Raw genomic sequence first — 25,414 nt, forward strand, 5'->3', positions numbered from 1 at the left:
AATCACCCTATTGTTTTGGTCTTGATACCACTTGCCGAAGCGGAAACGCGAGATCAATAATTCCGATAATACGCACCAATCCGTATAACAGCGGAATGAAGATCACGGCAATCGTAATGAGTACCGGAAACGCTCTGTTCCAACGCTTAAAGTCAGCAAGGAAGAACACGAAGGAAATCCCCTGCACGATAAAGGCAAGCTGTAGAAGCGGCGACAGATTAAGCAAAATAATGGTGAGGAAGTTTGGTTCCGTATTGCCGGACATCACCAGTTCCATAATGATTACAATCAAGTAATACCATAAAAGCGATTTTGGCAGCATCCAATGCTTGATTGGACGCATCCGGTTTACATCTACACCTTGCGCTGTCAACAATCTTCGGCTGATTGCATAGGTCACGGTACCCATGTATAGAGCACTCATAATCAGCATAACAGGTAGCATCAAGTTCATTTGCTTGATCACAAGATCAATCATATCCATATTGAAGCCAGCTGGTATCGCTGATTCAAGAGAAGCAAGGCTTGCATCGACCTGGGTTCGTAGATATTCTGCAAAGTTAAAGTTGAATGCAACTTTGGCGAAGGCGAGCAGCAGAATCGATTCTATGAGGAATGTGAGGGTTCCTGCAGCAAACACATTCCAAGCTGGACGCTTGCGTTTAAATGAGATCCCGATGACGATCGCCGGGATGATAAAGTATAGTGATGCCAGCACCACGACCGATCCAACGGGGCCCATCAGCAAAAAGACGATGGCAAGCAGCGCCACCACATGAATGGCGGCCGCCCCAATAGAGAGCGTTGTGAACAAAATGACAAAGGGAACCGCCAAAAAGCTCATCGTCAAGATCTGGACGGGGTTGCCTATGGAAAGCAATAGTACAAGCGCGACTAGCGCCCATACTAACGATGTCCACTTTCTATTCAATATTTTCACCTCTTGCGTAAGTGTTCTTCGAGCATGGATAAATCCTGATACCAGTCTTCGAGCTGGTGTCCTTCCCGCTTGGATTGATGGAGTTTGTCTAGAATGCTGTTATCGAGATCTCGAAAGGATATTCCAACCCGTCGACCTAATATGTAACTGCTCACAATAAGGCTTGCTAGGCTATCCTGCACCTTACTTGCGCTGCCCTGCCACAAAGCCTTGAACAACTTCGCAACATAGTCCGCTACCTCGGTCTTCAACCATTCCACAACCTTGGCATGCTTCGCTACATCTGTCTCTTTTGGCATACTAGCTCCTACACATCCTTCCGTGAGAGCATTATTCCTATTATACCATAATTACATGGCATCCATCGCTTTGGTAACGAACTGCTCGCAGTACTCAATGATTTGACTGCGTCTTACAATACCGATGAAACGCTGACGATCATCGACAACTGGAACAAAGTTTTGCACCTTAGCCAGATTGATGAGATCCTCCATATTGGAGTCAATGGATACTGGCTTGATATTTTTATTTAAAGGTACATCCTTTAGTACAATTTTGTTTGCATTCTCAAAGGTAATCTTTCCTTCTGAATTCTTCATATACCACAGCAAATCGCCTTCGGTTACTGTGCCCACATATTCCCCCGTATCATTAATGATGGGTACAGCTGTGTAGCGATGATATTCCATTCGCTCAAGCGTCTGTCGAAGTGTCGCCTGTTCACTAACTGTTACCACTTCAACCTTTGGCAACAAGAAAAACGCGATGTTCATTACCAAGCTCCCTCCCATTAGCAGCTCCCTTCTGGTCTAGAAGGTTCTAACAATAACTTAACACATTTTATGCATCTAAAACAAAAGTCAGCCGCATCTTTATGCGACTGACTTCCTGCTTATTCTTCTCCCTCATACTTACGCGGAGACATCAAAGATGTTGATGGCGTATCTTCATTCATCCAGTTTTGAATCAATTCATTAATATAGGATAAGTCCTCTTCTTCTGGAGCATAATACCAGATGCCGTCAATACGCTCACCCTCGCCATGAAGCATATAACTGCTAATCTCAGGAGCTGTATCATTCTGGAACATTTGCTTCGCCAGATCAATCATGTACTTCGGCTTCATGTCTGTCGTGAAGTTTTGACCTGCAATCGTGAGCAGCTCTGGTATCTTCGTAATCTTATCCAGCTCGATCATGCGATCCATGACGGCCTTCAAGAAGATGCGATGACGCATCGTACGGTTCATATCGGAGTCCTCGCGGTAACGTACATACCATAGTGCCTCCTGCCCGTTGTAGATCGGCTTGTTCGCTTCGATGGTGAACTTCTCATGGTTGGGATCCTTATTTACGATATCCTCTGTAATCGGCAGCTTCACGCCACCAAGCTCGTCCACTACATCCTTTAGTCCTTCAAAGTTAATGCTTGCGTAGTGGCTGACCTCACTGTCGAACAGATTCGATACCGTATCCATGCTCATCTTGGCACCGCCGGTTTCTTTATCCTTTGCCGTACCAAATGCATAAGCGTGGTTAATCTTGTCTGATGTTCCATGTCCGACAATCTCGGTATACGTATCACGCGGGATGGATACCATCAATACTTTGTTGTCCTTTGGACGCACAACCGTATAGATAAGCGTATCGGAGCGACCAATCTCATGCTCGCGCTGGTCTACACCAAGCAGCAGCACAGAAAACGGCTCTGTTATTTTACGTGTTACTTCAGGCTTGTCCTGTATGGGCTTGTAGGATGGATCGAGCTTCTCCTGAACCGTATCCGACAAGAAAAGGTCAAAGGCCAGAATCGCAAGATCCTTGCGGAAGAAATAGCCCCCGATTCCTAGTACGAAGACGATTGTGAGAATAATCCACCATTTTTTCGTCTTTTTCACCTTTTTGCGTTTAGGTGTATGATTCATATGATTCACTTCTTCCCCTAATGATAATTACAACGACATCATCAACAATCCTGTTTCCTATGTGGTATGGCCATCATTTTTATACACATCAATAAACAATTCGTGTTTCGCGTTCACTTCAGCGACGAACACATCTTTCTCCTGCAGTCCCCGTTTGTTGAGCTCGCGTCTTAGCCATTCGGCATCTTTTTCTATTTGCTCAAGCTCCTTCTCTAATATCTCACCATCCATCAATACAATGATCGGTTCATGCTGGCCGGCAAGCTCTTCCCTCATTTTGCTTAAGGTTAAGGGCTGATGCTCATGCTTGAGCAGAACATTAATGTCGCCAGTCGGCTCCATGATGGCAAATTCCACATCTGATAATTGAAAAGCATTATGATTGCGTAGCTGTGTCATCAGCTCATCAATAGTTAAGCGCTCCTTGCGCATATTATGTTCCAAGAGCCGCCCCTTCTTTATAATGACGGTTCCCTTGCTGTCCATGAGATCTCGGAATCGCTTGCTCTTCAACTGCGCCCAGGCCAAGGCGAAGGAAGTCAGCACCCAGACCATCAATGGAACAAATCCAGTCATCCAATCATCGATGGGACTTTGCGCGATGGTGGCAATCATGCTTCCCAGCGTCAATCCCGTCATATATTCAAATAAGGATAACTGGGATACTTGCCGTTTGCCTAGGAACTTCGTCATGAATAACAAGAGCGCCATGGCAAACCAGGTCTTTGCGACTAACACCATCAATTCATTCATGGCTCCTCCTCCTACATGTGTAGGATGAGCAAACCATAGTCATTTTATCTGTAGGACTCGTCTGACAGGGTTGTGAGATCTAGGAACAAAGATACTTGTTTATTTTACAAGGAATGATCGAAAAAATAAAACTACAAAATGTCATATGTAAATATTTAGGCGTGGAATCCTGATTTTTTAGGCTTAATTTCAATTATTTTGCATATAAAAAAGCAGCCAAGATTGCTCTTGACTGCTTCTCTATATAAACCTTACTCCGTAGTGTAAGGTAACAATGCAACTTGACGGGAACGTTTGATTGCAATCGTCAACATGCGTTGATATTTTGCACTTGTACCAGTCACACGACGTGGCAAGATTTTGCCGCGCTCGCTGATGAATTTTTTCAACAAATCAATATCTTTGTAGTCGATATGTTGAATTTTGTTCGCTGTGAAGTAACAAACTTTACGACGCTTATTACGTCCACGACGACCGTTGAATTTACGCTCGCTGCGCTCAGAACCTTCTTGTCTTACGCTCATTGTGTTCAACTCCTTTGTTTAAAAATCCCGTTTTCTAAGCAAGCTGCTTAGAATGGCAAATCATCATCCGATATATCAATCGGCTTGCCGTCGTCTGAGAACGGATCCGCTGATGGTCCGCGAGAATAGCCAGAGTTATTGCTGCGTGCGTTGGAGTTTCCGGATGGTGCACTATAGCTAGGTCCACCGCCGCCACCCATATCGTCACGATAGCCTCCGCTATCACGATTGGATTCCAAGAAACGAACATTATCGGCAATAACTTCAGTCACGTATACACGACGACCTTCGTTATTCTCATAATTCCGTACTTGAATACGCCCTTCCACAGCTGTCAGACGACCTTTGCGCAAATAATTGGCACATGTCTCTGCTAACTGTCTCCAGGTGACAACTGGAATGAAATCCGCCTCACGCTCTCCGCCTTGGCTGGAGAACGGTCTGTCCACTGCGAGGGTAAATTGCGTTACCGCAACACCTGCCGGAGTATAGCGTAGTTCAGGGTCCTTTGTCAGACGACCAATCAAGATCACGCGATTTAACATCGTATCCCTCCTTCGACAACTGCATTACAAATCATGGATGGCATTAAGCCACATCGTTTACGACGAGATGACGAATGACTTCATCAGCGATTTTGAGCTGACGGTCAACTTCCGCTACAACAGCTGGTTCTGCTGTGAAGTTTACCAACACATAGATACCATCACGGAATTTCTTGATCTCGTACGCAAGACGGCGTTTACCCATCACATCATGCTTTGTAATTTCACCGCCGTTAGAGATGACGCCTTGGAACTTCTCAACAGTAGCTGTAACCACATCCTGCTCCAAGTCTGGACGAAGAATGTACATCAATTCGTACTTGCGCATATCTTTCACCTCCCTATGGACATTGGCCCTTGATCTTAAGTCAAGAGCAAGGAGCACGAGCCTACAAACTCGCACTAAAATAATATAACAAAACTTGACGCAAGAAGCAACTAAAAGCCATTTCCACGTTCTAAATGACAATCGTTGTTACTTATAGAGAGGGCGTGCGATACACACACTACTCTTTGCAAGTCCAATACAGCTCTCGACAGGAGGTAACCACCATGGGTGAACGTACGGAATACAATCCAGGCGACCGCGCTCCCAATGATGCGATCTACATGGAGGTAGGCGAAGCAAGCTTCCACACCGAAATTCAGAATCCGAAGCAAATTAAGCTGAAAAAAGGCGAGCGATTCCCTGAGACGACAAATAAGGATCGCAAGTGGAAGAAAAAATCCCACGCGCTGACACATTAAATTTTTTCACACGGCATGTATAAAAGCTCTTATCGATAACCATAATAATGACTGACGGTGCAAGCGAGGTGTCGTTCCATTGAACAGTGGAGTGTTTGTACCAAGTGAGGTTGACTAACAGAATCTTAGAACATGAAGAGAAGCGAGGGGTTGTGCTAAAGACAAGTTTGTCTAAACACACGCATTCATGGCTATTAGCTCATGAAGAAGATCCAAGCTATTCAGAATGCGATAAGGAAAAGTTGTCAGAATAACGCACCGTCAACCAGAAAAAGACCTCGTCTATGGCGAGGTCTTTTCATGATTTACATCTTCTGTTGATCCTCATAATGGGTCTTAGGTACGCTTAACATCCGAATTAGCCCGCTCCCCGCAATAAAGAAGACAACGGCTCCGCTTCCTGATAGCAGCCAATCCTGCTCTGTAGCATGAATCATGCTGAATTGAAAGGAAACAAATGTAATAACCGATAGCAAACCGATATATATCGCTTTATGTCTCGATTCTTCACGATCTAGCATTTGGGTGTAGACAGGCATGGATAACAATAAAGCTGCAATAAGCGTCGCAGATGCAGCATAGACGAACACCTGACCAACCCAGGTCCAATTAGGCGCGATCAAAGGAATTTCCTTGGAGACAAAAGCAAACAATAGCCCGAGCACCAGCAAAAACAAATTCCATTTCATCATTTCACACCTTCTTTCATCCAACCGTAACCGGCTTGAAGGAAGTCTATATGGTATTCCTATGCAATCCCGTTACCTACGGTTCCCTCTCCTTGACGGTTTTGAAAAATAAATGACTTAACACTAACATCCAAGTACACGAGTTCTTTTCTTTAACTGAGAGTTCCGACATTAGAACGTAAAGAAATGACATCTATAGTTGATAAACTGCGTATTACCTATTATTCCCTAATAGAGAGGATTGATAACGTGAGAATTGAGGATGCAATTCAGGAGCGATTCAAATGTTCAAAATGCGGTGGTCATACGTGTCATACGAAAGAGGTGGCCATGACAGGGACAGGACTTAGCAAGCTGCTTGATATTCAGCACAATCATTATTTATTTGTCTCATGTGGAACCTGCGGCTATGTTGAAATATATAATCCAAAGATTTTAGAAGGCAAATCAAGAGGACAGCTTGGAACGGTATTGGATATATTATTTGGGTAGAAGATCGGGCTTTGAATAAAAAATACCTCTTACCTAGTTGGTAAGAGGCATTCTTATGTATAACGAAAGTTAAAGTTAAATGGTGGCGGAAAGGGTGGGATTCGAACCCACGCACGCCTCGCGACGCCTAGTTGATTTCGAGTCAACCCCCTTGGACCACTTGGGTACCTTTCCACAGCATAACTGATTGTAGCATATCTGTAAGCGGGATGCAATAGGACAACTTCCTCTTTAGTGGAAATGTTGTCCTGTTTTTTTTCATGTAATTTTCTCTCCAAATAAACAAGAAAAAAGCAGCCTAAGGGCTAATAACACCTTAAGCTGCTCTTATTTTATCGCATTGGTGATGCATTGGCTTACTCTGAAGATGAAGAAGTGGATCGCAGCACCTTTTTCATACTTTTTTCGAACTTGGCTCGCGGCAGAAGCACGCTGTGCTTGCAGCCTACACATTTGATCCGAATATCCATCCCCATGCGAATAATCTCCATCTCATTGGTTCCACAAGGATGGGGCTTCTTCATCATGACGATGTCCCCTAATTGAAAGCTTTTAGACTCCACCTGCTTTGCCTCCTTCATCACGCTGGAATGTAACCAAGCGAGGATATGGAATTTCTATATGATGCTCATCAAATGCCTTTTTAAGCTCTAGCTTAATCTTACGCCCTACACCAGCCTGTGTATAGGGTTTGCACTCCGCTGTTACTCGGATAATAATCTCTGAAGCCCCCATATTCTGAATGCCCAACACAGATGGCTCACTTACGACATCCGCACATCGTTCAGGCAGCTTTGCTAAAGTCTGCTCAATCACGGACGTTACTCTCTCCACATCCTCTTCATAGGAGACCGACATGTCCACAACCGCAATCGAATTGTTCAATGAAAAATTGGTCACTTCATTAATGGCACCATTCGGAATAATATGGACCTCTCCTGTCCAGCTGTGAATTCGCGTTGATCGAAGTCCGATCATCTCCACCGTTCCAAGAGATTGTCCCACCTGAATGACATCCCCGACCGCAAACTGATCTTCAAAGACGATAAAGAAGCCTGTCATGACGTCTTTAACTAGACTCTGTGCACCAAAACCAATCGCCAACCCGACAACCCCCGCACCTGCAATAAGCGGTGCCAAATTAATATGGAATATCGATAGGACGACAAGAATCATAATAAAGTTCATGGAAAGGGAGACAATGTTCTTTAGAAGCTTCCCTACTGTTACGAGTCTCCGCGGGTTCATGTTGACCCTCTTATGCTCTTTCGCAGCCATCGTACGATTGATCATGCCGTGGATCACTCGAATAAGAATACGAGTAACAACAACAATCAAGATGATCTTGATCGCATTTAGCAAGAACATCTCCCATGTATTGGAGTCCGTCAACCAATCCCACATGCTATTTTTCCATTTTTCAAATACCGTAAGTGTTTGTTCTATCGATTCTTCAGTAGAAGGTTCTGTCGCTAAAAACATTAAGAATCCTCTCCTCCATTTCCTGTCCAAATACATCTATATGTATCCTTCGCCCATTGAAATAATCCCCGAATGACAACATTCTCATGGATAATGAGCTGCTTCACCTCTTCAAGTAACGATTCATCAAAGCGAATGGACAATGCACAGCCTGCCGTAATTTCCTTCGGTGTTGGAAAGGTATCGATCTCCATATCCATGTACTCCATCAGCATTTCTGCTCGGAGAGCCTGCTGCGTAGAGTCAAAAGACATCACGACTCCTGGATCTTTCTCTATGTCGTTCATGATTCCTCTTCCTTGCCTCCCACTGCTAGAGTATCGATAGACGGTTGATGGTTTTCCTCTACTACATGAACAAAAGATCCTCAAGATATCTGTAGTCTGATCCCTTCTTTAACTGAATATGAATGAAGCGGAGAGGTTCAAACAACAGCTTACGCAATCTCTTATTAAGGTCTTTTAGCTCTTTCTTCTTCATCTATCATTCTTTCGTCCACCTGTATAGCAAAGTGCTCCAAACGTATAAAACTACCCCTAAATTCATATACTAAATAATACCATGAATATCGAAACGGAGGCTTGCTCATGCTGTCATTCCCATTATTTCGACCTTCTCCTGATCCAAACCCAGTTCCTGCTAAGATTGCACATGACCATCCAGATGCTGAGCTTTTGATTCTAAAAGCATTAGGCGATCACTTGCAGCTTTGCAAAGAACAGGCCCCGATAACCGTTGTATGCATAGGCACCGATCGATCCACAGGAGATTGCCTTGGGCCGCTCGTTGGCAGCCGCTTGGCGAAGTATAACAGCAATGAGTATATCACACTTGGAACGCTTCATCAGCCTGTCCATGCGATGAATCTCCAAGATACCTTACAAGAGCTAAAACATAACTATCCAAATGCCTTCACCATTGCGATTGATGCCTGCTTAGGCCAAAGCAGCAGTGTGGGGCATATTCAAATTCAAGCCGGACCTGTCCACCCTGGAGCAGGTGTAAATAAACAATTACCTCCGGTCGGCGATATGCATGTTACGGGCATCGTCAACATCGGAGGCTTTATGGAATACTTTGTGCTGCAGAATACGCGTCTGCATCTTGTTATGAATATGGCGGATAAAATTGCGGAGTGCTTGCACGTGGCACTTACCCAACCACGTCTCAGCTAATTTTCTTTCGGAAGATGAGCTTGAACTTTAGAGATGGCAGTCTCTAACGAACGCTGTTCCTCTGGAGACAATGTATATTGGGATTGCCCCTTCTCTACTGGCTTAGCATAAACATACGTATGTTCACGACCATGAATCCCTGTTAATACGATTCCATCATGGTCATCATTGATTAGAGCGAGGGAAAAGCTCAAATTATTGCCATACTCGCCAAAGGCATTGTAACGCTCAATACCAAGGTGAGCCGCATGCTCATGCACGCGTTGAAGCAGCTGTTTCATTTGTACCGCATGCTTCTCCTGCACCACATGCATCGATTCTAGATCCAAATTCATTTGCATGAGCAGTTCTTCTAAATTCTGAACCCCAGTTCCATTCATCATGCCTTCATAACGTCGTCTCATCTTGCTTAGCTTTACACTTTGCACAATAACAAGGATAAGTAAAAGTACAGACAAGCATGCTGTGCCAACAATTAAATAAGGCAGCCATTCTTTGATCATTTCATTCATCGAAGTCAATCTCCTGCTTCCAATATGAAGTTAACCTTTCTTGCTTATGTGCTCTATAGCTTCCAATACATCATCCACTTGCTGCTCCGTTGTATTCCAGCCGACGCTCACACGTACAGCCCCTTCTTTCAAGGTCCCAGCGGTACGATGTGCAAGCGGAGAACAATGATACCCCGCTCTAACCGCTATCCCATACTCCCGATCCAAGCGGAACGCACATGCCGCCGCATCCATATGCTCTGAATGGAACGAAACGATCCCTGTACGCGCTTGTCCGATTTCTGGCCCGAGCCAGCGAATGCCTTTTATCCCCTGCAAGCCACAAAGAATACGCTGCGTAAGCGCCCATTCCTTAGTATAAAAGTTCTCGACCGTTTCATGCAGAAGGAATCTGACGCCTGCTTCCAGCCCAGCAATTCCAATGGTATTCGGGGTTCCTGCCTCATAGCAATCTGGTCTCGTCGTCGGGTGGTAAACCGAATCGGAGTGGCTTCCAGTTCCTCCTTGCATGAGAGGTCTTAATTCCAATTCCGGGTGAATATATAATCCTCCGGTTCCGGAAGGACCAAGAAGCCCTTTATGACCAGGGAAAGCCAACATATCCACTTCCATCTGCTCCACATCAATGGGAAGCAAGCCTGCCGATTGGGCGGCATCGACCAGAACTTTTGCTCCTTTGTCATGAGCGAGCTTGGTGATCTGATCAACAGGAAGAATAGAACCCAGTACATTCGAGCTATGATTGCAAACAACAAGACGTGTACGAGGAGTAAAAGCCTTCTCCAGCACATCCAAATCCAATCGCCCGGATTCATCTGTCTCTATTACGGTTACCGTGATATTTTTCTCTATTTTCAACGATTCTAAGGGTCGACTTACCGAATTGTGCTCTACAGAGGTGGTAATAATATGGTCACCTGCTTCAATAAAGCCATGAAGTGCGGTGTTGAGAGCCATCGTTGTATTTAACATAAAAGCGATATCCATCGGATTCCGAACATGAAACAATTCTGCCAGAGCCATTCGAGCTCTCATCAGTCGTTTGCCGGCTCGTACCGCCATCGTATGTCCCCCGCGCCCGGGATTGGCGCCTTCCTCACGCATCGCTTTTTCCATGGCACCCCATACAGGATCTGGCTTTGGCCAAGATGTCGCAGCATGATCCATATAAAGAATCGGTTGATCACTCTTCACCACTATACCTCCTTGAAGCAAGACAAGGGTTAAATTTCTGATACAAAATGAGCCTGAACATAAAGATAGCATACTTAGCTTAATCCCATTTGGCACGGATCACAACTAAGTATGCTTTAAGGTTTGCAATATTTTTTTACCCAATAGAGAATGAAAAGAACCTCTTCCTGAGTGTCTTCCAATTCTATATTGGCGATAAAGTCCACCTCTAAATGCGTTCGCTCCTCTTTGAATGGCCTTGAAAGAGGCTTTCTCATTTTGAAGAGAACGACTGAAGCATCTCCAGCAACCGTTCCAGATCATCCTTGCTAAAATATGAAATTTCAATTTTTCCTTTATTTTTTGAGGATTTGATTTTGACGGTGGTACGGAATTTTTCCCGCAAATCCTCCTCTAGCTGCTCAATGTAAGGATCTTTGCTTATCGTTTTCTTTTTATCTTTATTTTTACGATTCATCATTTGAATCGCTTCCTCTAACTGACGTACACTCCATTCTTGGTCAATGGTAGACTTCGCCAATTGCTTCACAACCTGAGGATCCTTAATCCCGGCAATTGCACGTGCATGTCCCATGGACAGTGTTCCACGTGAAACATAATCTTTTACTTCCTCTGGAAGCTGGAGCAATCTCAGGAAATTGGCGATATGGGATCGAGACTTCCCTACCTTTACGGACAGTTCCTCTTGTGTAAGGGATAATTGATCCATTAAGCCTTGGTAAGCCTGTGCAAGCTCAATCGCATTCAAGTTTTCCCTTTGCAGGTTCTCAATAAGCGCAATCTCCATTGCTTGATCATCGGTGAACGGTCTTACGACCGCTGGAATCGAATCCAAGCCTAAGAGCTGCGAAGCTCGAAATCTCCGTTCACCTGCAATGATTTCATAACCCTTTAGAACAGAACGTACAATAATCGGTTGAATCACACCATGCTGCTTAATGGATTCGGCTAATTCTTGTATCGAAGGTTCATCAAAATTTTTTCTCGGCTGATAAGGGTTCGGTCTCAGCTGCTTCAAAGGTACCTCGATCACCTTATCGTCCTCCTGCACTGACAATGATGGAATAAGTGCATCCAATCCTCGACCTAAACGCTTACTCATAAGTAACCACTTCCTTGGCTAGTTCCAGGTACACCTCGGCACCTTTAGATTTAGGGTCATACGTCATAATCGATTGACCATGGGATGGCGCTTCACTTAATCGAATATTGCGCGGAATAATGGTTTGATACACTTTTTGCTGAAAATACTTTTTCACTTCATCAATCACTTGAATGCCGAGATTCGTTCGAGCATCAAGCATCGTAAGCAGAACGCCTTCTATTTGAAGAGCCGTGTTCAAATGCTTCTGTACCAATCGAACCGTATTCAACAATTGACTAAGCCCTTCAAGAGCGTAGTACTCACATTGAATCGGAATAATCACGGAATGTGCAGCTGTTAAAGAGTTAATGGTTAAGATCCCTAAGGAAGGTGGGCAGTCGATTAATATGTAATCATACTGCTTCGCTACAAGCTGCAGTGACTTCTTCAATCTAACTTCCCTCGAAATGGTAGGAACAAGCTCAATCTCGGCTCCCGCCAATTGAATCGTCGCGGGAATAATATCTAAACCCTCAATAGCGGTCTTGTTGATCGCTTCCTGAGGGTGAACATCATTAATAATAACATCATAGATGCAGTTGGCTACATCTGCTTTATTAATTCCGATGCCGCTTGTCGTATTGCCTTGCGGATCGATATCCACCAATAGCACCCGCTTGCCCAGCATTGCTAGGCCTGCACCCAAATTCACAGTCGTTGTCGTTTTTCCAACGCCGCCTTTTTGGTTGGTAATGGCAATAATCTTAGCCATTCTCCTCACCCCATGCCCTTTCTTCTTGTCCATCTTAGATGCTCGCCCTGCAAGCTTGCATGACATGCTGACAATACAAGTTAAGACTCACATCATGACATACTGAATGAATTCCATGTAATAATGCATTTCACAATCAACGAAGAAGAACGCTCCCCAGGTTTACAAGAAGAATGTCCTCCTTATTAAACGCGATACGACAAACCTAAGTCATTACAGTGCTTCCTAGTTCATACAAACCAATAGCAATTAGCAAATCCCCTTCGAGTCCAGCAAAAAAGCGGCTCTTTTAGCCGCTGCATGCCTCTATCCTTCATCATCTTACGGTAGTCGCCTCAGATTCCATCGCGAGCAGACGATATCTCCATGCGACTTAACGCTTTGGAATACGTATGACGATCTCATAATGATCCTCGTGATCATGTTCGTCCGTCTTAATAGCCATTCCAGAGCCTGATACCATATCTATAGATTGACGAATCGTGTTGAGAGCTAGACGAACATCCTTGGAATAGGAAATACGCTTCGGCTTCTTTGGTTTCTTTATTTGTTTATAAAAAGCGACTCTCGCTTCCGTTTGCTTTACGTTCAATTCCTTCTCCATTATTTCATGAAGAAGCTTGATTTGCAGCTCCTGCGAATCAAGTCCAAGCAAAGCACGAGCATGTCGCTCTGATATCTTCCGTTCCATCAGCGCCTGCTTGACTTCATCAGGAAGCTGAAGCAGTCGAATCTTATTCGCAATGGTAGACTGACTTTTCCCTAATCGTTGAGCAAGGCTCTCTTGTGTCAAATCATGCAAATCAATCAGCTTCTGATAAGCGAACGCTTCCTCAACAGAAGTAAGGCCTTCACGCTGCAAATTCTCAATTAATGCAATCGAAGCAGCCTGCGAATCATTAATTTCACGAATAATTCCAGGAATCGTATCATAACCGAGCTTCTTCACCGCACGATAACGACGTTCGCCCGCGATAATCTCATAATGTCCGTCACGTTGACGAACTACAATAGGCTGTATGACACCATGAGTCTTGATCGTTTGAGCGAGCTCATCAATTCGGTCATCATCAAATACCGTTCGTGGCTGATAAGGACTCATCACGATTTCATCCACTGGCAGCTGCTTAACTTCATCCACAGAGGAACGTTCCGCAAAACCAAATAACCGAGACAATTGTTCTTTCATATGATAGTCATACCACCTAACTTCATAATAATGCCAGGCAAGTCCATTACGCGGTCAATGGTACCCTACGTCTACCGTTGAATTCTTACGACTGACATTCGTACAGTTGAAGCTCTCAGCTTAACGAACTAGCCAAACTCATATCATAGTCTGGCAATTCTTGCTAAAAACTCTCCTATACCTACTTATTATGGCGTCAATACAACATGTCCTACCTGTATGTATTCTCCAGCCGAAGCCTTATTTCCTGCTTGGAAAGTCAGGCCATAAAGGAAAAACTTCCTTTCCTTCATACGTGTTATCAAGGTCTTCGTTTCATCCATATCCTACATGGTGAACATATGAACATAACAATATTAAAATGCTCATTTTTATACGGCATATGAAGCTTTGATCAAATTGTACATTTTCCCCATCTCTTCCAATAGAGACGACCGATGTCTATCAGCAGTGACACTCTCTTCTCATTTGGCTGTAACACGAAAAAACTTCGAAGAAAGGCCCTTCTGTTCCACGTGGAACATTGGCCAGCCCTGCTGCTCTTTACTCTATTATCGTACCACAAATTCAAGAGGCTGTAATGTGAATTCGTAGCGGAATGTCGTCCAGTCCTTAAAGACGAGTCTATGGAACTAACATAAATAGAAATATTTTCATTTATTGTAAATCGAACAATAAAAAGTCCTCCTACTAATGTTTGAGAGCATGCCAATAAAAGTCCATATAGAATGATTACAGACCTCTTTCACCCTGCAAAAAGCTGATTTCTTCCTCGTGACAACATGCAACCATTCATACCGGATGAGAGAAACTTAGACCAATATCATTCACAATGAGTAACCGTGTTTAGAGGTTTTTTCTTATAGCCAATAGAATGCGATACGTTTGAAGAGCATCACTTATCCATTCCATATACGATAAAAAGAATCCCACTTCGTTCAAACAACGAAATGGGATTCATACACTAGCAATCGTTTAAACGATTGGAGATTTCAAGGGTGTTCCTGGCTTCCGAGGGTATGCCTTCGGTGTAGAACCCTTTTTTTGCACGATTACAATATGACGCTCTGACTGCTCCAATGGAAGCTTGAGCGCATGCTCTTCCATAAGGCTTGCTTGCAGGACCTGCATGCTGCGTGCTGCCTCTGCAACCTCCTCTTGAGGGTTTGCCCCCTTCATCGAGGCAAAGAGTCCATCCTTGCGCACAAATGGCAGACAGAATTCATTAAGCACGTTCAGCCTAGCTACAGCTCTAGCCGTCACCAGATCATACTGATCGCGATGCTCTGGTTTTCTAGCCGCCTCTTCTGCACGAGCATGCAGACAGGTTACCCCATCAAGTCCGAGCTCATTGACGAGATGCTGTAGAAACTGAATGCGTTTGTTCAATGAATCCACAATCGTCAATTGAAGATGCGGAAACATGATTTTTAACGGAATCCCCGGAAACCCAGCCCCAGACCCAATATCGGCCATCGAGCGGACCTCCTTCATGGATACATGAAAAGACAGCGTCAAAGAATCATAAAAATGCTTCTCATACACCGCTCCGCGCTCGGTAATCCCCGTCAAGTTCATGCGTTCGTTCCAGTCCGCCAAAACCTCTACATATCGGTCGAACTGCTTGAATTGCTGCTCCGTGACCTGAAGCCCGTGAGGCTCAAGCCACGCCGCAAATTGCTCTTGAATATGATCCATACATACCTTCCCCGTCATTTATCGAATATCCGTGTTTGATTGCTCATGTTCCATTCGTAATCTGAAGCAAGAGGAATTAGCTCGCGTCATGGTTGGCATTACGCTTAGCCGTAACACGGTTATAATGCTCGAGATAGACAAGAAGGATAGAGATATCCGCTGGCGTAACGCCAGAGATACGGGAAGCCTGACCAATGGAGATTGGACGAATATTAGCCAGCTTCTGCTTCGCTTCCGAAGCCAGACCGTGCACATCGTCGTACTCCATATCTTCCGGAATCTTTTTGTTCTCCATCTTCTGCAGGCGTTCCACTTGAGCAAGCTGCTTCTCGATGTATCCCGAATATTTTACTTGAATCTCGACCTGCTCCTTCATCTCTTGATCCAATGGAAGCGGTGATGGAAACAGGGATTCTATCTGCGCATACGTTACTTCCGGACGACGAAGCAGCGTGACCGCATCACAGCCATTGGTAAGCGAGGCTGAGCCCACTTCCGCCAGCATGGATTGAACGGCTTCATCCGGCTTCACCTTCGTGGCTTTGAGGCGTTCTGTCTCCTCTGCCACTAATTTAATCTTATCTTGGAACTGTTCAAATCGCTCATCGCTGATCAATCCGATCTCATGTCCAAGCGGCGTCAAGCGAAGATCTGCATTGTCATGACGAAGCAGCAAGCGATACTCTGCACGAGATGTAAGCAAACGATACGGCTCATTCGTCCCTTTTGTCACAAGATCATCGATCAAGACACCGATATACCCTTGCGAGCGATTGAGAATAACCGGCTCTTTTCCTTGCACCTTTCTAGCAGCGTTAATACCCGCCATCAGACCTTGACCAGCTGCTTCCTCATAGCCTGAAGTGCCGTTAATTTGCCCAGCCGTAAACAGCCCTTCTACCTTCTTCGTCTCCAAGGAAGGCCACAATTGCGTTGGTACGATCGCATCATATTCGATCGCATAGCCCGTACGCATCATCTCAACCTTCTCCAAGCCTGGAACCGAACGAAGAATGGACAATTGTACATCCTCAGGCATGCTCGTCGACAAGCCCTGCACATAGTATTCCTTTGTATTCTTGCCTTCTGGCTCAAGGAAGATCTGATGCTTTGGCTTATCAGCAAAGCGAACAATCTTATCCTCAATGGAAGGACAATAGCGAGGTCCTGTACCTTCAATCACGCCAGAGAACATCGGTGCACGATGAAGATTTTGATTAATAATCTCATGCGTCTCTGCGGACGTATAGGTTAGCCAACAAGGCAGCTGCTCATTGTCGGAGCCTTTTGTCTCATAAGAGAAGAACTTTGGATGCTCATCCCCTGGCTGGATTTCAGTCTTCGAAAAATCAATCGTATCCCCGTGCACACGCGGCGGTGTCCCCGTCTTAAAGCGAACCATCTCAAGTCCTAGCGACTTCAGGCTGTCGGACAGCTTCAAGGAAGGCTGCTGGTTGTTTGGACCGCTGGAATACAACAGCTCGCCCATAATAATTTTCCCGCGCAAATACGTCCCTGTTGTCACAACCACAGCCTTCGCCATGTACTGTGCCCCGCTTTGCGTCTCAACTCCAACACATTTGCCATCCTCAACGATAAGCTCATCGACCATGCCTTGACGGAGCGTTAAATGTTCCGTCTTCTCGATCGTTTCCTTCATCGTTTGTTGATACAAAAATTTATCGGCCTGTGCACGAAGCGCATGCACCGCCGGCCCCTTGCCTGTATTCAGCATACGCATCTGAATGAAGGTCTTGTCAATATTGCGCCCCATCTCACCGCCAAGAGCATCAATCTCTCGAACGACGTGCCCTTTAGCTGGTCCGCCAATCGATGGGTTACATGGCATAAATGCAACCATATCCAGATTGATCGTTAACAATAGCGTATCTACGCCCATGCGCGCTGAAGCTAACGCAGCCTCAACACCGGCATGACCCGCTCCAATCACGATGACATCATAATGCCCTGCAACAAACGGCATGACATTCCCTCCTTTATCACAAAGTGGACGCGCAGCGCCCGCTTACTTTTTATTATTTGCCTAAACAGAATTGAGAGAAGATCTGGTCGATCAACGAATCGCCGACTGAATCCCCTATAATCTCGCCAAGCTCTTCCCAAGCGGTGCGAACATCGATCTGAATGATATCAATCGGGATGCCGCTTTCTGTAGCTTCAACGGCGTCGACCAAGGCTTGCTTTGCTTTATGCAGCAAGCCGATATGGCGCACATTGCTGACATAAGTCGCATCCTGAGATTCGATCTTGCCTGTGAAGAACAGGTCAGAGATCGCCTGCTCCAAAGCATCTACGCCCTCCTGCAGCATGGCGGACATTTTTACGATGCGGATCGTGCCACTCTCTTCCATCGCTTGAAGCTCATCAAGCTCCAATTGATTAGGCAAATCCATTTTATTCACAATTACAATCACTTGTCTACCATGAATCTGCTTGAGCCATTCCCGCTCATCCTCGTGAAGAGGCTCGTTGTTATTCACCACGAACAGCACTAGATCGGCTTCCTGAAGCGCATTGCGGGAACGCTCTACCCCGATCTTTTCAACGAGATCGGTCGTTTCTCGAATCCCTGCGGTATCTAACAACCGCAGCGGAATTCCATTGATCGTGATCATCTCTTCAATCACATCACGCGTCGTGCCTGGAATATCCGTCACGATCGCCTTATTGTCCTGTGCCAAAGCATTCAACAGCGAGGACTTCCCAACATTCGGTCGTCCAACGATCGCCGTAACGATGCCTTCGCGCAGTATTTTACCCTCAGAGGCCGTCTTCAATAAGCGTTCAATAGAAGTGATCACTGTACCGCACTGTTCGCGAATGTACTGGCTTGTCAGCTCCTCTACATCATGCTCTGGATAATCAATGTTGACCTCGATATGGGCAAGCGTCTCGATCAAGGTTTGGCGAAGATCCTTAATCTTGGTGGACAGCTGGCCTTGAGCTTGCTTCATTGCCACATCAAAGGCGCGATCTGACTTCGAGCGGATGAGATCCATCACCGCTTCCGCTTGGGACAAATCAATACGTCCATTCAAAAAGGCACGCTTTGTAAACTCCCCAGGCTCAGCCGTTCTTATATCTTGCTTCAAAAGGAGCTCCATCACACGGCGCATCGACACGACACCGCCATGGGTATTGATTTCCACTACATCCTCTGTCGTATAGGATTTCGGAGCTCGCATGACGGACACCATAACCTCTTCAATTCGTTCCTTCGTATCTGGATCTACAATATGCCCGTAATGAATCGTATGAGAGGAAGCTTCGGACAGCTTTGTCTTGGAGCGGAAAATACGCTCTACTTCCTTGATCGCCTCATCCCCGCTCACACGGATAATCGCGATTCCCCCTTCGCCTAGCGGCGTAGAAATCGCTGCAATGGTATCTGTCATCATTTTTATCACCCTACCTCTAGAAAAAAAGCAATGATTACACCTCATATAAGGGCAATCATTGCATTTGTAACATCGTGTTAAACGATAACATTGACTATGATTTCAATGAAATTACGATACGGCGATTTGGTTCTTCGCCTTTGCTGTACGTCTTGACCTTCGCATGATCCTGCAGCTTGGCATGGATAATCTTGCGTTCCTGTGGAGGCATTGGCTCCAGCATAACCTCTTTGCGCGTACGAATCGCCTTGTTGGCAAGTCGCTCGGCAAGTGACTCGAGAGTCTCTTTTCTGCGCTCACGGAAATTTTCCGCATCTAAAATGATTCGAAGATGATGATCGGAATAACGATTCGCCACCAAATTGGTTAAGTACTGCAATGAATCCAATGTCTGTCCTCTGCGGCCGATAATAAGCCCAAGGTCAGAGCCAGCAATATCAAATAAGATATGATCTTTACGCTTGTCCACGGTAACGTCAATGTGTAATCCCATGGATTCCGCAACGTCGTATACAAACTTCTTCGCCTCTTCCAATCCTTGTTCCTTGGAAAGGGCTTTGGCACTGGATGAATCGCCTTCCTCTTCGGTCAGCTTCTCATCCATTGACACGGCAACATGATTTGAACTTGCATCAGAAGACTGACTTGGTGCCTCAACAGGCACGGCCGCTGGCTTTGCTGCAATACGGGTAAGCTCGACTTTTGCTGGTCGAACCCCAATCAATCCAAACAAGCCACGTGATGGCTGCTCCAACACTTGAACCGTTACTTGGTCCTTTGTCGTTTGAAGCTCTGTCAATCCCTTCTGAACGGCTTCCTCGATTGTCTTCCCTGATACAATCAACGTGTTCATTTCGCCGGTTTGACCTCCTTATCCTTGTTACGGTAAAGGAAATAGTTCTGAACAATGGTGAAGATATTGCTGTACACCCAGTAAAGCGGCAGCGCAGACGGGAAGCTGATCGACATAACGAAGATCAGTACCGGGAACACGAGCAGCATGAACTGCATCGAGGACTGCATTTGCGAAGACATCATTCTCGATTGGATGAATGTCGTTAAGGCCGCAATGACCGGTAATATATAATAGGGATCCTTCTCTCCAAGTTGGAGCCACAAGAACTGATGGCCACCGATATCGGAGTTCAAATAGATCGCATTATACAAAGCGATAAAGACCGGCATTTGAATCAACATCGGGAAACAGCCTGCCATAGGATTGACGTTGTGCTGTTGGAACAGCTTCATCGTCTCTTCCTGCTGTTTTTGTGGATTGTTTTGATACTTTTTCTTCAGCTCCATTAATTGAGGCTGAATTTTTTGCATTTCTTTTGAGCTCTTCATCTGCTTGATGGTCAGCGGAAGAATTGCTGAACGGACAATAATTGTCAGCATCAGAATGGCAAGACCATACTCCCCTTTGAACCAACCTGCAAACGTATCAAGCACTAACGAGAAATAATAGACAACATTAGACTCCCAGAAGTTCCCCTCTTTGAGCATGTCCGTTGTCATAGACCCTTGTGCTGCCCTTGTACATCCGGTTAAAACTGTAACAAACACAACGGCAAGCACCGCTAAGAGCAATTTTCGGTTCGAAAGCAACTTCTTAAGCGACAATAGCAAAACTCCTCTCTAACCATCCGATTCCATTGTAAATATATCATATAACCGGTTTCAAAGGAAACGGTCCAAGTTACGACTTCGGCATCATTTCACTGGATTTCCTTTTTTCAAGACAGAAGCTTTTCTGCATACATGCAAAACGCTCTTTCTCAACTGCTCATAATCCATTTCTGTTGCGCCTTTTCGCACGATAAAGACCAGGTCCACATGACTGATCATGTGGTCGCTTTCAAGCCGGACTATCTCTTTGATTAATCGCCGCATGCGATTGCGGACGACGGCATTTCCGATTTTTTTGCTTGCAGATATCCCGACGCGGAATCGCTCCACCTCAGGTCTATGAAACACATAGAGAACAAGCTGATGGTTAGCCCATGAACGGCCATGACGGTATACACGGGAAAAATCCGCGCGATCCTTTAGACGGTATTGTTTTTGCACAGTCGTATTCCTACCTCTTATTCGACGTAGTGCCGGATCATGATTAGCATCATTCTCCAAGTATGCACCTGAGATCAATCAATTAAACGTGTAGAAAGAAAAAAAGACCACCGCGGTGGTCTCGCTTCAATAACTTAAGCACTCAATACTTTTCTGCCTTTTTGACGACGAGCAGCCAGCACCTTACGGCCGTTCTTTGTGCTCATACGCGCACGAAAACCATGAACTTTCTTGCGTTTGCTAACATTCGGTTTAAATGTTGGTTTCATGATTGTTTGCACCTCCTCATGCGGGAATTAAAAATAATCCGGCATATTTGCACGGTTTATATTTCTGCGCAAAATTCCTTTATACATTTAAACAGATACCCCATTAAAAGTCAATGGAGCATACTACCGCAAAAGTATTCCATTATGAAATCCCTAACCGCCTCTTCCTCTTTTTATTGCTTTTATAGCGATCTTGCCGTCTCCTCCCTCTTTTTTTAATTTTGTCATTCTCACAGTATCCCACTCCGCTCCATTCCATCTCATGCCACGCTTTTTCAAATCCTGCGCTCTATAACTTCTAGCTTTCGCCATTCTCCGCATTTGTGCACATTCTGATTAACGAATATAGCCGCAATCAAGCTGTGAATATTCATGGTTTTTCGGAAATACACTATCCACAGGTATTTTCCTGTTAAATCGCGTCACTATTTATATTAGAAGTTATTCACATGTGCAAAACTTTTCGTTTTTCCCCGATTTCGTATCCGACAGTTGTGTATAACATTCGACAGCATTTTCCTGCCTCCCTTACAGCAGGCACACTTTATAAACAATATCTTGTGGTGGGAATAATTTTTATACACAAGGTCTTGAAAGTGTGGATAAAATTCGCACTATCGTTGAAATATAAGGGCTCATCTGCTATGATTATATTGTTTTTCGGATGTGAATAATTGTTTTCCACAATATAATTATCAACATCCTGTGGATAAAGTTGTGAACAAGTTATCCATACCCTGATATTATCGCACTTAATTATGTTGCTATTGTGGATAACTAGGTTACCGCAATACTTTATATTTCGACATGTTGAAGCATGTCTATCAGCATAGACCCCGACAAAGCGCCCTGTCGTTTAGAGGGCTTTCTGGATTTTTAGAGAGCCTTTTTGCGCCATTTGTCGGGGAGCTTGTCCTTTTCAGGCGAGTTGTATTCTTAAAGCGTGCGTCAGGAAGCGACGGCGCAACAGGTTTGAAGGAGTGAAACCATCTGTGGATCGCCAATTACAAGAACGTTGGCAGGAAGTACTGACCGTCATCCAAACAAAGCTCAGTAAGCCGAGCTTTGACACCTGGTTTAAAGCCACGAAGGCGGTCAAGTATACTGACACCCAAATTTTAATAACTGCTCCGACCACATTTGCTGTCGAATGGCTGGAGAGCCGCTATACGAAGCTCGTCAGTTCTGTCATTCTCGAAATGACGGGAAAACAGGTGGAAGTCAAGTTTATTATCGAGGAGGCTGCTCAAGCTGAGCCTGAAGAGGTCCAGCAGCATACACCTCCGCCTCGTGCTGCCATGCAGGAAGAGCCGGTGTCCAATATTTTGAACCCAAAGTATACGTTTGACACCTTCGTCATCGGGTCCAACAACCGCTTTGCTCACGCGGCTTCGCTCGCTGTAGCCGAAGCGCCGGCAAAGGCGTACAATCCGTTGTTTTTATACGGAGGCGTAGGTCTTGGAAAGACTCACTTAATGCATGCCATCGGCCACTATATTCTTGAACACAATCCCAAAAGTCGCGTCGTTTATACAACGTCCGAGAAGTTCATGAATGAATTCATCAATGCGATTCGCGACAACCGCGGGGAAAGTTTCCGCAACAAATACCGCAATATCGACATTTTGCTCATTGACGATATTCAGTTTTTAGCAGGGAAAGAATCGACGCAGGAAGAGTTCTTCCATACGTTCAATGCCTTGCATAACGACAATAAGCAGATCGTCATTTCCAGTGACCGTCCTCCAAAAGAGATCGAAACGCTTGAAGAGCGACTTCGCTCTAGGTTTGAATGGGGCTTGATTACTGATATCCAGCCGCCGGATCTGGAGACACGGATCGCCATTCTGAGGAAGAAGGCTAAAGCCGACAACCTCGATATTCCGAACGAAGCCATGGTCTATATCGCGAATCAAATCAACACCAACATTCGTGAGCTCGAAGGCGCGCTTACGCGCGTTGTCGCGTATTCAACCATGACGAATCAAGACATAACAACGCATCTAACTGCAGAAGCCCTAAAGGATATTATCCCGACTGGCCGGCCGAAGATGATTACAATTCAGGATATCCAGCAGCGCGTAGGGGAATATTATGGATTGCGTTTAGAAGACTTTAAAGCGCGCAAGCGTACCAAGGCCATTGCCTTCCCTCGTCAAATCGCTATGTATCTCTCTCGCGAGTTGACCGATTATTCGCTGCCGAAGATCGGTGAAGCGTTTGGCGGACGAGATCATACAACCGTTATTCATGCGCACGAAAAGATCACGCAAAGCCTGAATCATGACCAGGAGCTATACAAGGTCGTTCAGAATCTCATTGAGAAAATTAAAAATCCGACACTGTGAACAATTCAAAGAGCCTATACACAATCTATACACATGTGAATAGGCTCTATCTTATGCGCCCTCATGATAGTTATCCACAGTATCAAGAGGCCCTACTATTACTACTATTTTAAAAAGATTAATAAGTTCATCTTATAAATAGACAGCAAGAACTATTTCTTCTCGCATAAGGAGTGGAACCATGAAGCTATCCATTTTGAAAAACGAGCTAAACGAAGCGATACAGAACGTATCTAGAGCAATTTCCAGCCGGACAACGATTCCTATTTTGACAGGGATTAAAGTGGACGTTACTTTTCAAGGCGTAACATTGACAGCAAGCGACACTGATATTTCCATCCAAAGCTTTATTCCAATCGAGGATGATCGACAAACCATAGTTCAAGTAGAACGTCCAGGCAGTGTTGTATTGCCTGCAAAGTTTTTTGTCGAGATCATCAAAAAGCTTCCTTCCCAACATATCGAAATCGAAATGCAGGACCAATTCCAAACCCTGCTTCGTGCAGGATCGACAGATATCCAGATCGTTGGACTTGACCCTGAAGAATATCCTGTGCTGCCAAGCATTGAAGAAGATCAAGTGTTCACAGTAAACGGTGATCTCTTAAAAACAATGATTAAGCAAACAGTTTTTGCTATTTCCACCAATGAGACCACGCCTATTCTTACAGGGGTATTGTGGAATTTGCAGGACGGAGAGCTTAAGTTTGTGGCAACAGACCGCCATCGCCTGGCTAGCCGTGCCGCTCATATCGAAGTGGATACGGATCTTCGTTTCCACAATATCGTTATTTCGGGCAAAACGATGAATGAGCTCAGCAAAATTATTCCGGATCAAAACACAAAGGTTGATATTGTCGTCGCGGATAATCAAGTTTTGTTCAAGATTGATCATGTCCTGTTCTATTCTCGTATTTTGGATGGAACCTATCCCGATACTTCTAGAATTATTCCGAACCAGTACAAAACAGAACTTGTGTTGGATACAAAAAAATTAACGGAAGCGATCGACCGTGCTTATTTGCTGTCTCGTGAGGAAAAAACCAATATTGTTCGCCTTCAGACCAAAGAGGATGGAACAATTGAGATTTCCTCCAGTTCAACAGAGCTTGGCCGCGTAACCGAGCAGTTGGAAGTCAAAGAGTTCAATGGGGAAGCGCTCCGCATTGCCTTTAACTCTAAATATATGCTGGACGTGCTGAAAGTAATCGAATGTGAAAATATTTTCTTGGGCTTTACAGGCGCCATGAGTCCAATCATTTTCAAATCCACCGAGAACGTAAATAGTTTGCATCTCATATTGCCATACCGTACAACAACTTAATCTTGTTGTTGCAAGGTAGGAGAACCGGCAGGAGGAACGACCATGAAAGAAGTAAGCATCAAGACAGAATATATTGCCCTCGGACAAATGCTGAAGCTGGCGGACTGCGCATCATCAGGCGGACATGCAAAGATTCTGCTGGAAGAGGGAGTTGTTCAAGTTAACGGTGAAGTAGAACAACGTAGAGGCCGCAAGCTTTATCCAGGCGATAAGGTTCAGGTTAGGGATTGCGGTTCGTTTGTGATCGCATCGCAGGAGGCGTAGCGG

30 protein-coding genes and 1 tRNA gene are annotated in these 25,414 nt (G+C 45.0%); 6 read left to right on the forward strand and 25 right to left on the reverse strand.

Annotation, left to right across the window (positions count from 1 at the left end):
- Positions 1 to 7: 7 nt before the first annotated feature.
- The 8 genes from I2H74_RS11125 to rpsF all read right to left on the reverse strand — a co-directional run bounded on the left by I2H74_RS11125 (position 8) and on the right by rpsF (position 5,014).
- A complete protein-coding gene (locus tag I2H74_RS11125; protein ID WP_324254050.1) occupies positions 8 to 940 on the reverse strand; it encodes a DUF2232 domain-containing protein in 933 nt (310 codons plus the stop codon).
- Positions 937 to 1,239, reverse strand: a complete 303-nt coding sequence (locus I2H74_RS11130) for a MazG-like family protein (RefSeq protein ID WP_195574005.1) — start codon at positions 1,237 to 1,239, stop codon at positions 937 to 939. Before I2H74_RS11130 ends, I2H74_RS11125 begins: the two co-directional genes overlap by 4 nt.
- A 51-nt stretch (positions 1,240 to 1,290) precedes the next feature.
- A complete protein-coding gene (locus I2H74_RS11135) occupies positions 1,291 to 1,713 on the reverse strand; it encodes a CBS domain-containing protein (protein WP_195574006.1) in 423 nt (140 codons plus the stop codon).
- A 119-nt stretch (positions 1,714 to 1,832) separates the two neighbouring features.
- On the reverse strand, positions 1,833 to 2,864 hold the full coding sequence (locus I2H74_RS11140) for an LCP family protein (protein ID WP_229106556.1): 1,032 nt from the start codon (positions 2,862 to 2,864) through the stop codon (positions 1,833 to 1,835).
- A 57-nt stretch (positions 2,865 to 2,921) separates the two neighbouring features.
- Positions 2,922 to 3,617: a DUF421 domain-containing protein gene (locus I2H74_RS11145; RefSeq protein ID WP_195574007.1), complete on the reverse strand. Its 696-nt coding sequence runs from the start codon at positions 3,615 to 3,617 to the stop codon at positions 2,922 to 2,924.
- A 251-nt stretch (positions 3,618 to 3,868) separates the two neighbouring features.
- Entirely contained in the window at positions 3,869 to 4,141 is a 273-nt protein-coding gene (rpsR, locus tag I2H74_RS11150) for a 30S ribosomal protein S18 (protein WP_195574008.1), read from the reverse strand.
- Positions 4,142 to 4,188: 47 nt separating this feature from the next.
- Positions 4,189 to 4,686, reverse strand: coding sequence for a single-stranded DNA-binding protein (gene ssb, locus I2H74_RS11155; RefSeq protein WP_195574009.1), 498 nt, complete (start codon positions 4,684 to 4,686; stop codon positions 4,189 to 4,191).
- Between the two features lie 43 nt (positions 4,687 to 4,729).
- A complete protein-coding gene (gene rpsF / locus I2H74_RS11160) occupies positions 4,730 to 5,014 on the reverse strand; it encodes a 30S ribosomal protein S6 (RefSeq protein WP_195574010.1) in 285 nt (94 codons plus the stop codon).
- Between the two features lie 224 nt (positions 5,015 to 5,238).
- On the opposite strand from rpsF, the gene I2H74_RS11165 reads away from it, so the two are divergent.
- The gene (locus I2H74_RS11165; RefSeq protein ID WP_195574011.1) at positions 5,239 to 5,433 is read left to right on the forward strand and encodes a YjzC family protein; all 195 of its coding nucleotides are present in this window, start codon (positions 5,239 to 5,241) and stop codon (positions 5,431 to 5,433) included.
- Positions 5,434 to 5,738: 305 nt separating this feature from the next.
- On the opposite strand, the gene I2H74_RS11170 is transcribed toward I2H74_RS11165, so the two are convergent.
- Positions 5,739 to 6,125: a hypothetical protein gene (locus I2H74_RS11170; RefSeq protein WP_195574012.1), complete on the reverse strand. Its 387-nt coding sequence runs from the start codon at positions 6,123 to 6,125 to the stop codon at positions 5,739 to 5,741.
- A 246-nt stretch (positions 6,126 to 6,371) separates the two neighbouring features.
- On the opposite strand from I2H74_RS11170, the gene I2H74_RS11175 reads away from it, so the two are divergent.
- The gene (locus tag I2H74_RS11175) at positions 6,372 to 6,614 is read left to right on the forward strand and encodes a zinc ribbon domain-containing protein (protein ID WP_195574013.1); all 243 of its coding nucleotides are present in this window, start codon (positions 6,372 to 6,374) and stop codon (positions 6,612 to 6,614) included.
- A gap of 83 nt (positions 6,615 to 6,697) precedes the next feature.
- Here I2H74_RS11175 and I2H74_RS11180 read toward each other — a convergent pair.
- The 4 genes from I2H74_RS11180 to I2H74_RS11195 form a co-directional block, all read right to left on the reverse strand.
- A tRNA-Ser gene (locus I2H74_RS11180) sits at positions 6,698 to 6,788 on the reverse strand.
- Between the two features lie 182 nt (positions 6,789 to 6,970).
- Entirely contained in the window at positions 6,971 to 7,177 is a 207-nt protein-coding gene (locus tag I2H74_RS11185; protein ID WP_195574014.1) for a DUF951 domain-containing protein, read from the reverse strand.
- Positions 7,167 to 8,096, reverse strand: a complete 930-nt coding sequence (locus I2H74_RS11190) for a mechanosensitive ion channel family protein (RefSeq protein WP_195574015.1) — start codon at positions 8,094 to 8,096, stop codon at positions 7,167 to 7,169. Before I2H74_RS11190 ends, I2H74_RS11185 begins: the two co-directional genes overlap by 11 nt.
- Entirely contained in the window at positions 8,096 to 8,383 is a 288-nt protein-coding gene (locus I2H74_RS11195) for a DUF3343 domain-containing protein (RefSeq protein WP_195574016.1), read from the reverse strand. The genes I2H74_RS11190 and I2H74_RS11195 overlap by 1 nt, the downstream gene beginning before the upstream one ends.
- A gap of 300 nt (positions 8,384 to 8,683) precedes the next feature.
- Between I2H74_RS11195 and yyaC the strand changes: the two genes are divergently transcribed.
- Entirely contained in the window at positions 8,684 to 9,271 is a 588-nt protein-coding gene (yyaC, locus tag I2H74_RS11200) for a spore protease YyaC (RefSeq protein ID WP_195574017.1), read from the forward strand.
- On the opposite strand, the gene I2H74_RS11205 is transcribed toward yyaC, so the two are convergent.
- The 12 genes from I2H74_RS11205 to rpmH all read right to left on the reverse strand — a co-directional run bounded on the left by I2H74_RS11205 (position 9,268) and on the right by rpmH (position 21,475).
- On the reverse strand, positions 9,268 to 9,783 hold the full coding sequence (locus I2H74_RS11205; RefSeq protein WP_195574018.1) for a DUF4446 family protein: 516 nt from the start codon (positions 9,781 to 9,783) through the stop codon (positions 9,268 to 9,270). The two genes, yyaC and I2H74_RS11205, sit on opposite strands and share 4 nt — an antisense overlap.
- 30 nt (positions 9,784 to 9,813) lie before the next feature.
- A complete protein-coding gene (locus I2H74_RS11210) occupies positions 9,814 to 10,950 on the reverse strand; it encodes an aminotransferase class V-fold PLP-dependent enzyme (protein ID WP_229106586.1) in 1,137 nt (378 codons plus the stop codon).
- Between the two features lie 280 nt (positions 10,951 to 11,230).
- Positions 11,231 to 12,079, reverse strand: a complete 849-nt coding sequence (locus I2H74_RS11215; protein ID WP_195574020.1) for a ParB/RepB/Spo0J family partition protein — start codon at positions 12,077 to 12,079, stop codon at positions 11,231 to 11,233.
- The gene (locus tag I2H74_RS11220; RefSeq protein ID WP_195574021.1) at positions 12,072 to 12,833 is read right to left on the reverse strand and encodes a ParA family protein; all 762 of its coding nucleotides are present in this window, start codon (positions 12,831 to 12,833) and stop codon (positions 12,072 to 12,074) included. The genes I2H74_RS11215 and I2H74_RS11220 overlap by 8 nt, the downstream gene beginning before the upstream one ends.
- A 373-nt stretch (positions 12,834 to 13,206) precedes the next feature.
- Entirely contained in the window at positions 13,207 to 14,022 is an 816-nt protein-coding gene (noc, locus tag I2H74_RS11225; RefSeq protein WP_195574022.1) for a nucleoid occlusion protein, read from the reverse strand.
- Between the two features lie 975 nt (positions 14,023 to 14,997).
- Positions 14,998 to 15,720, reverse strand: a complete 723-nt coding sequence (gene rsmG / locus I2H74_RS11230) for a 16S rRNA (guanine(527)-N(7))-methyltransferase RsmG (RefSeq protein WP_195574023.1) — start codon at positions 15,718 to 15,720, stop codon at positions 14,998 to 15,000.
- A gap of 76 nt (positions 15,721 to 15,796) precedes the next feature.
- Positions 15,797 to 17,704 carry a tRNA uridine-5-carboxymethylaminomethyl(34) synthesis enzyme MnmG gene (gene mnmG / locus I2H74_RS11235; protein ID WP_195574024.1) on the reverse strand — a complete coding sequence of 636 codons (1,908 nt, stop codon included), beginning with the start codon at positions 17,702 to 17,704 and terminating at the stop codon, positions 15,797 to 15,799.
- Positions 17,705 to 17,756: 52 nt separating this feature from the next.
- Positions 17,757 to 19,139 (reverse strand): tRNA uridine-5-carboxymethylaminomethyl(34) synthesis GTPase MnmE, encoded by a 1,383-nt coding sequence (mnmE, locus tag I2H74_RS11240; protein ID WP_195574025.1) that lies wholly within the window; start codon positions 19,137 to 19,139, stop codon positions 17,757 to 17,759.
- A 94-nt stretch (positions 19,140 to 19,233) separates the two neighbouring features.
- Positions 19,234 to 19,992, reverse strand: coding sequence for an RNA-binding cell elongation regulator Jag/EloR (jag, locus tag I2H74_RS11245; protein WP_195574026.1), 759 nt, complete (start codon positions 19,990 to 19,992; stop codon positions 19,234 to 19,236).
- Complete coding sequence (locus I2H74_RS11250; protein ID WP_195574027.1) at positions 19,989 to 20,759, reverse strand: YidC/Oxa1 family membrane protein insertase; 771 nt, start codon at positions 20,757 to 20,759, stop codon at positions 19,989 to 19,991. The genes jag and I2H74_RS11250 overlap by 4 nt, the downstream gene beginning before the upstream one ends.
- Before the next feature lie 90 nt (positions 20,760 to 20,849).
- Positions 20,850 to 21,206 carry a ribonuclease P protein component gene (rnpA, locus tag I2H74_RS11255; RefSeq protein WP_195574028.1) on the reverse strand — a complete coding sequence of 119 codons (357 nt, stop codon included), beginning with the start codon at positions 21,204 to 21,206 and terminating at the stop codon, positions 20,850 to 20,852.
- 134 nt (positions 21,207 to 21,340) lie between these two features.
- The gene (gene rpmH, locus I2H74_RS11260) at positions 21,341 to 21,475 is read right to left on the reverse strand and encodes a 50S ribosomal protein L34 (protein WP_085494584.1); all 135 of its coding nucleotides are present in this window, start codon (positions 21,473 to 21,475) and stop codon (positions 21,341 to 21,343) included.
- A 992-nt stretch (positions 21,476 to 22,467) separates the two neighbouring features.
- Between rpmH and dnaA the strand changes: the two genes are divergently transcribed.
- The 3 genes from dnaA (at position 22,468) to yaaA (ending at position 25,411) form a co-directional block, all read left to right on the forward strand.
- Complete coding sequence (dnaA, locus tag I2H74_RS11265; protein ID WP_195574029.1) at positions 22,468 to 23,823, forward strand: chromosomal replication initiator protein DnaA; 1,356 nt, start codon at positions 22,468 to 22,470, stop codon at positions 23,821 to 23,823.
- Between the two features lie 181 nt (positions 23,824 to 24,004).
- A complete protein-coding gene (dnaN, locus tag I2H74_RS11270) occupies positions 24,005 to 25,147 on the forward strand; it encodes a DNA polymerase III subunit beta (protein ID WP_195574030.1) in 1,143 nt (380 codons plus the stop codon).
- A 42-nt stretch (positions 25,148 to 25,189) separates the two neighbouring features.
- Positions 25,190 to 25,411, forward strand: coding sequence for a S4 domain-containing protein YaaA (gene yaaA / locus I2H74_RS11275; protein ID WP_195574031.1), 222 nt, complete (start codon positions 25,190 to 25,192; stop codon positions 25,409 to 25,411).
- The last annotated feature ends 3 nt before the right edge of the window (positions 25,412 to 25,414 follow it).

Source organism: Paenibacillus sp. 1001270B_150601_E10 (assembly GCF_015558675.1).
In the GTDB taxonomy this organism is placed as follows: Bacteria; Bacillota; Bacilli; order Paenibacillales; family Paenibacillaceae; genus Paenibacillus_B.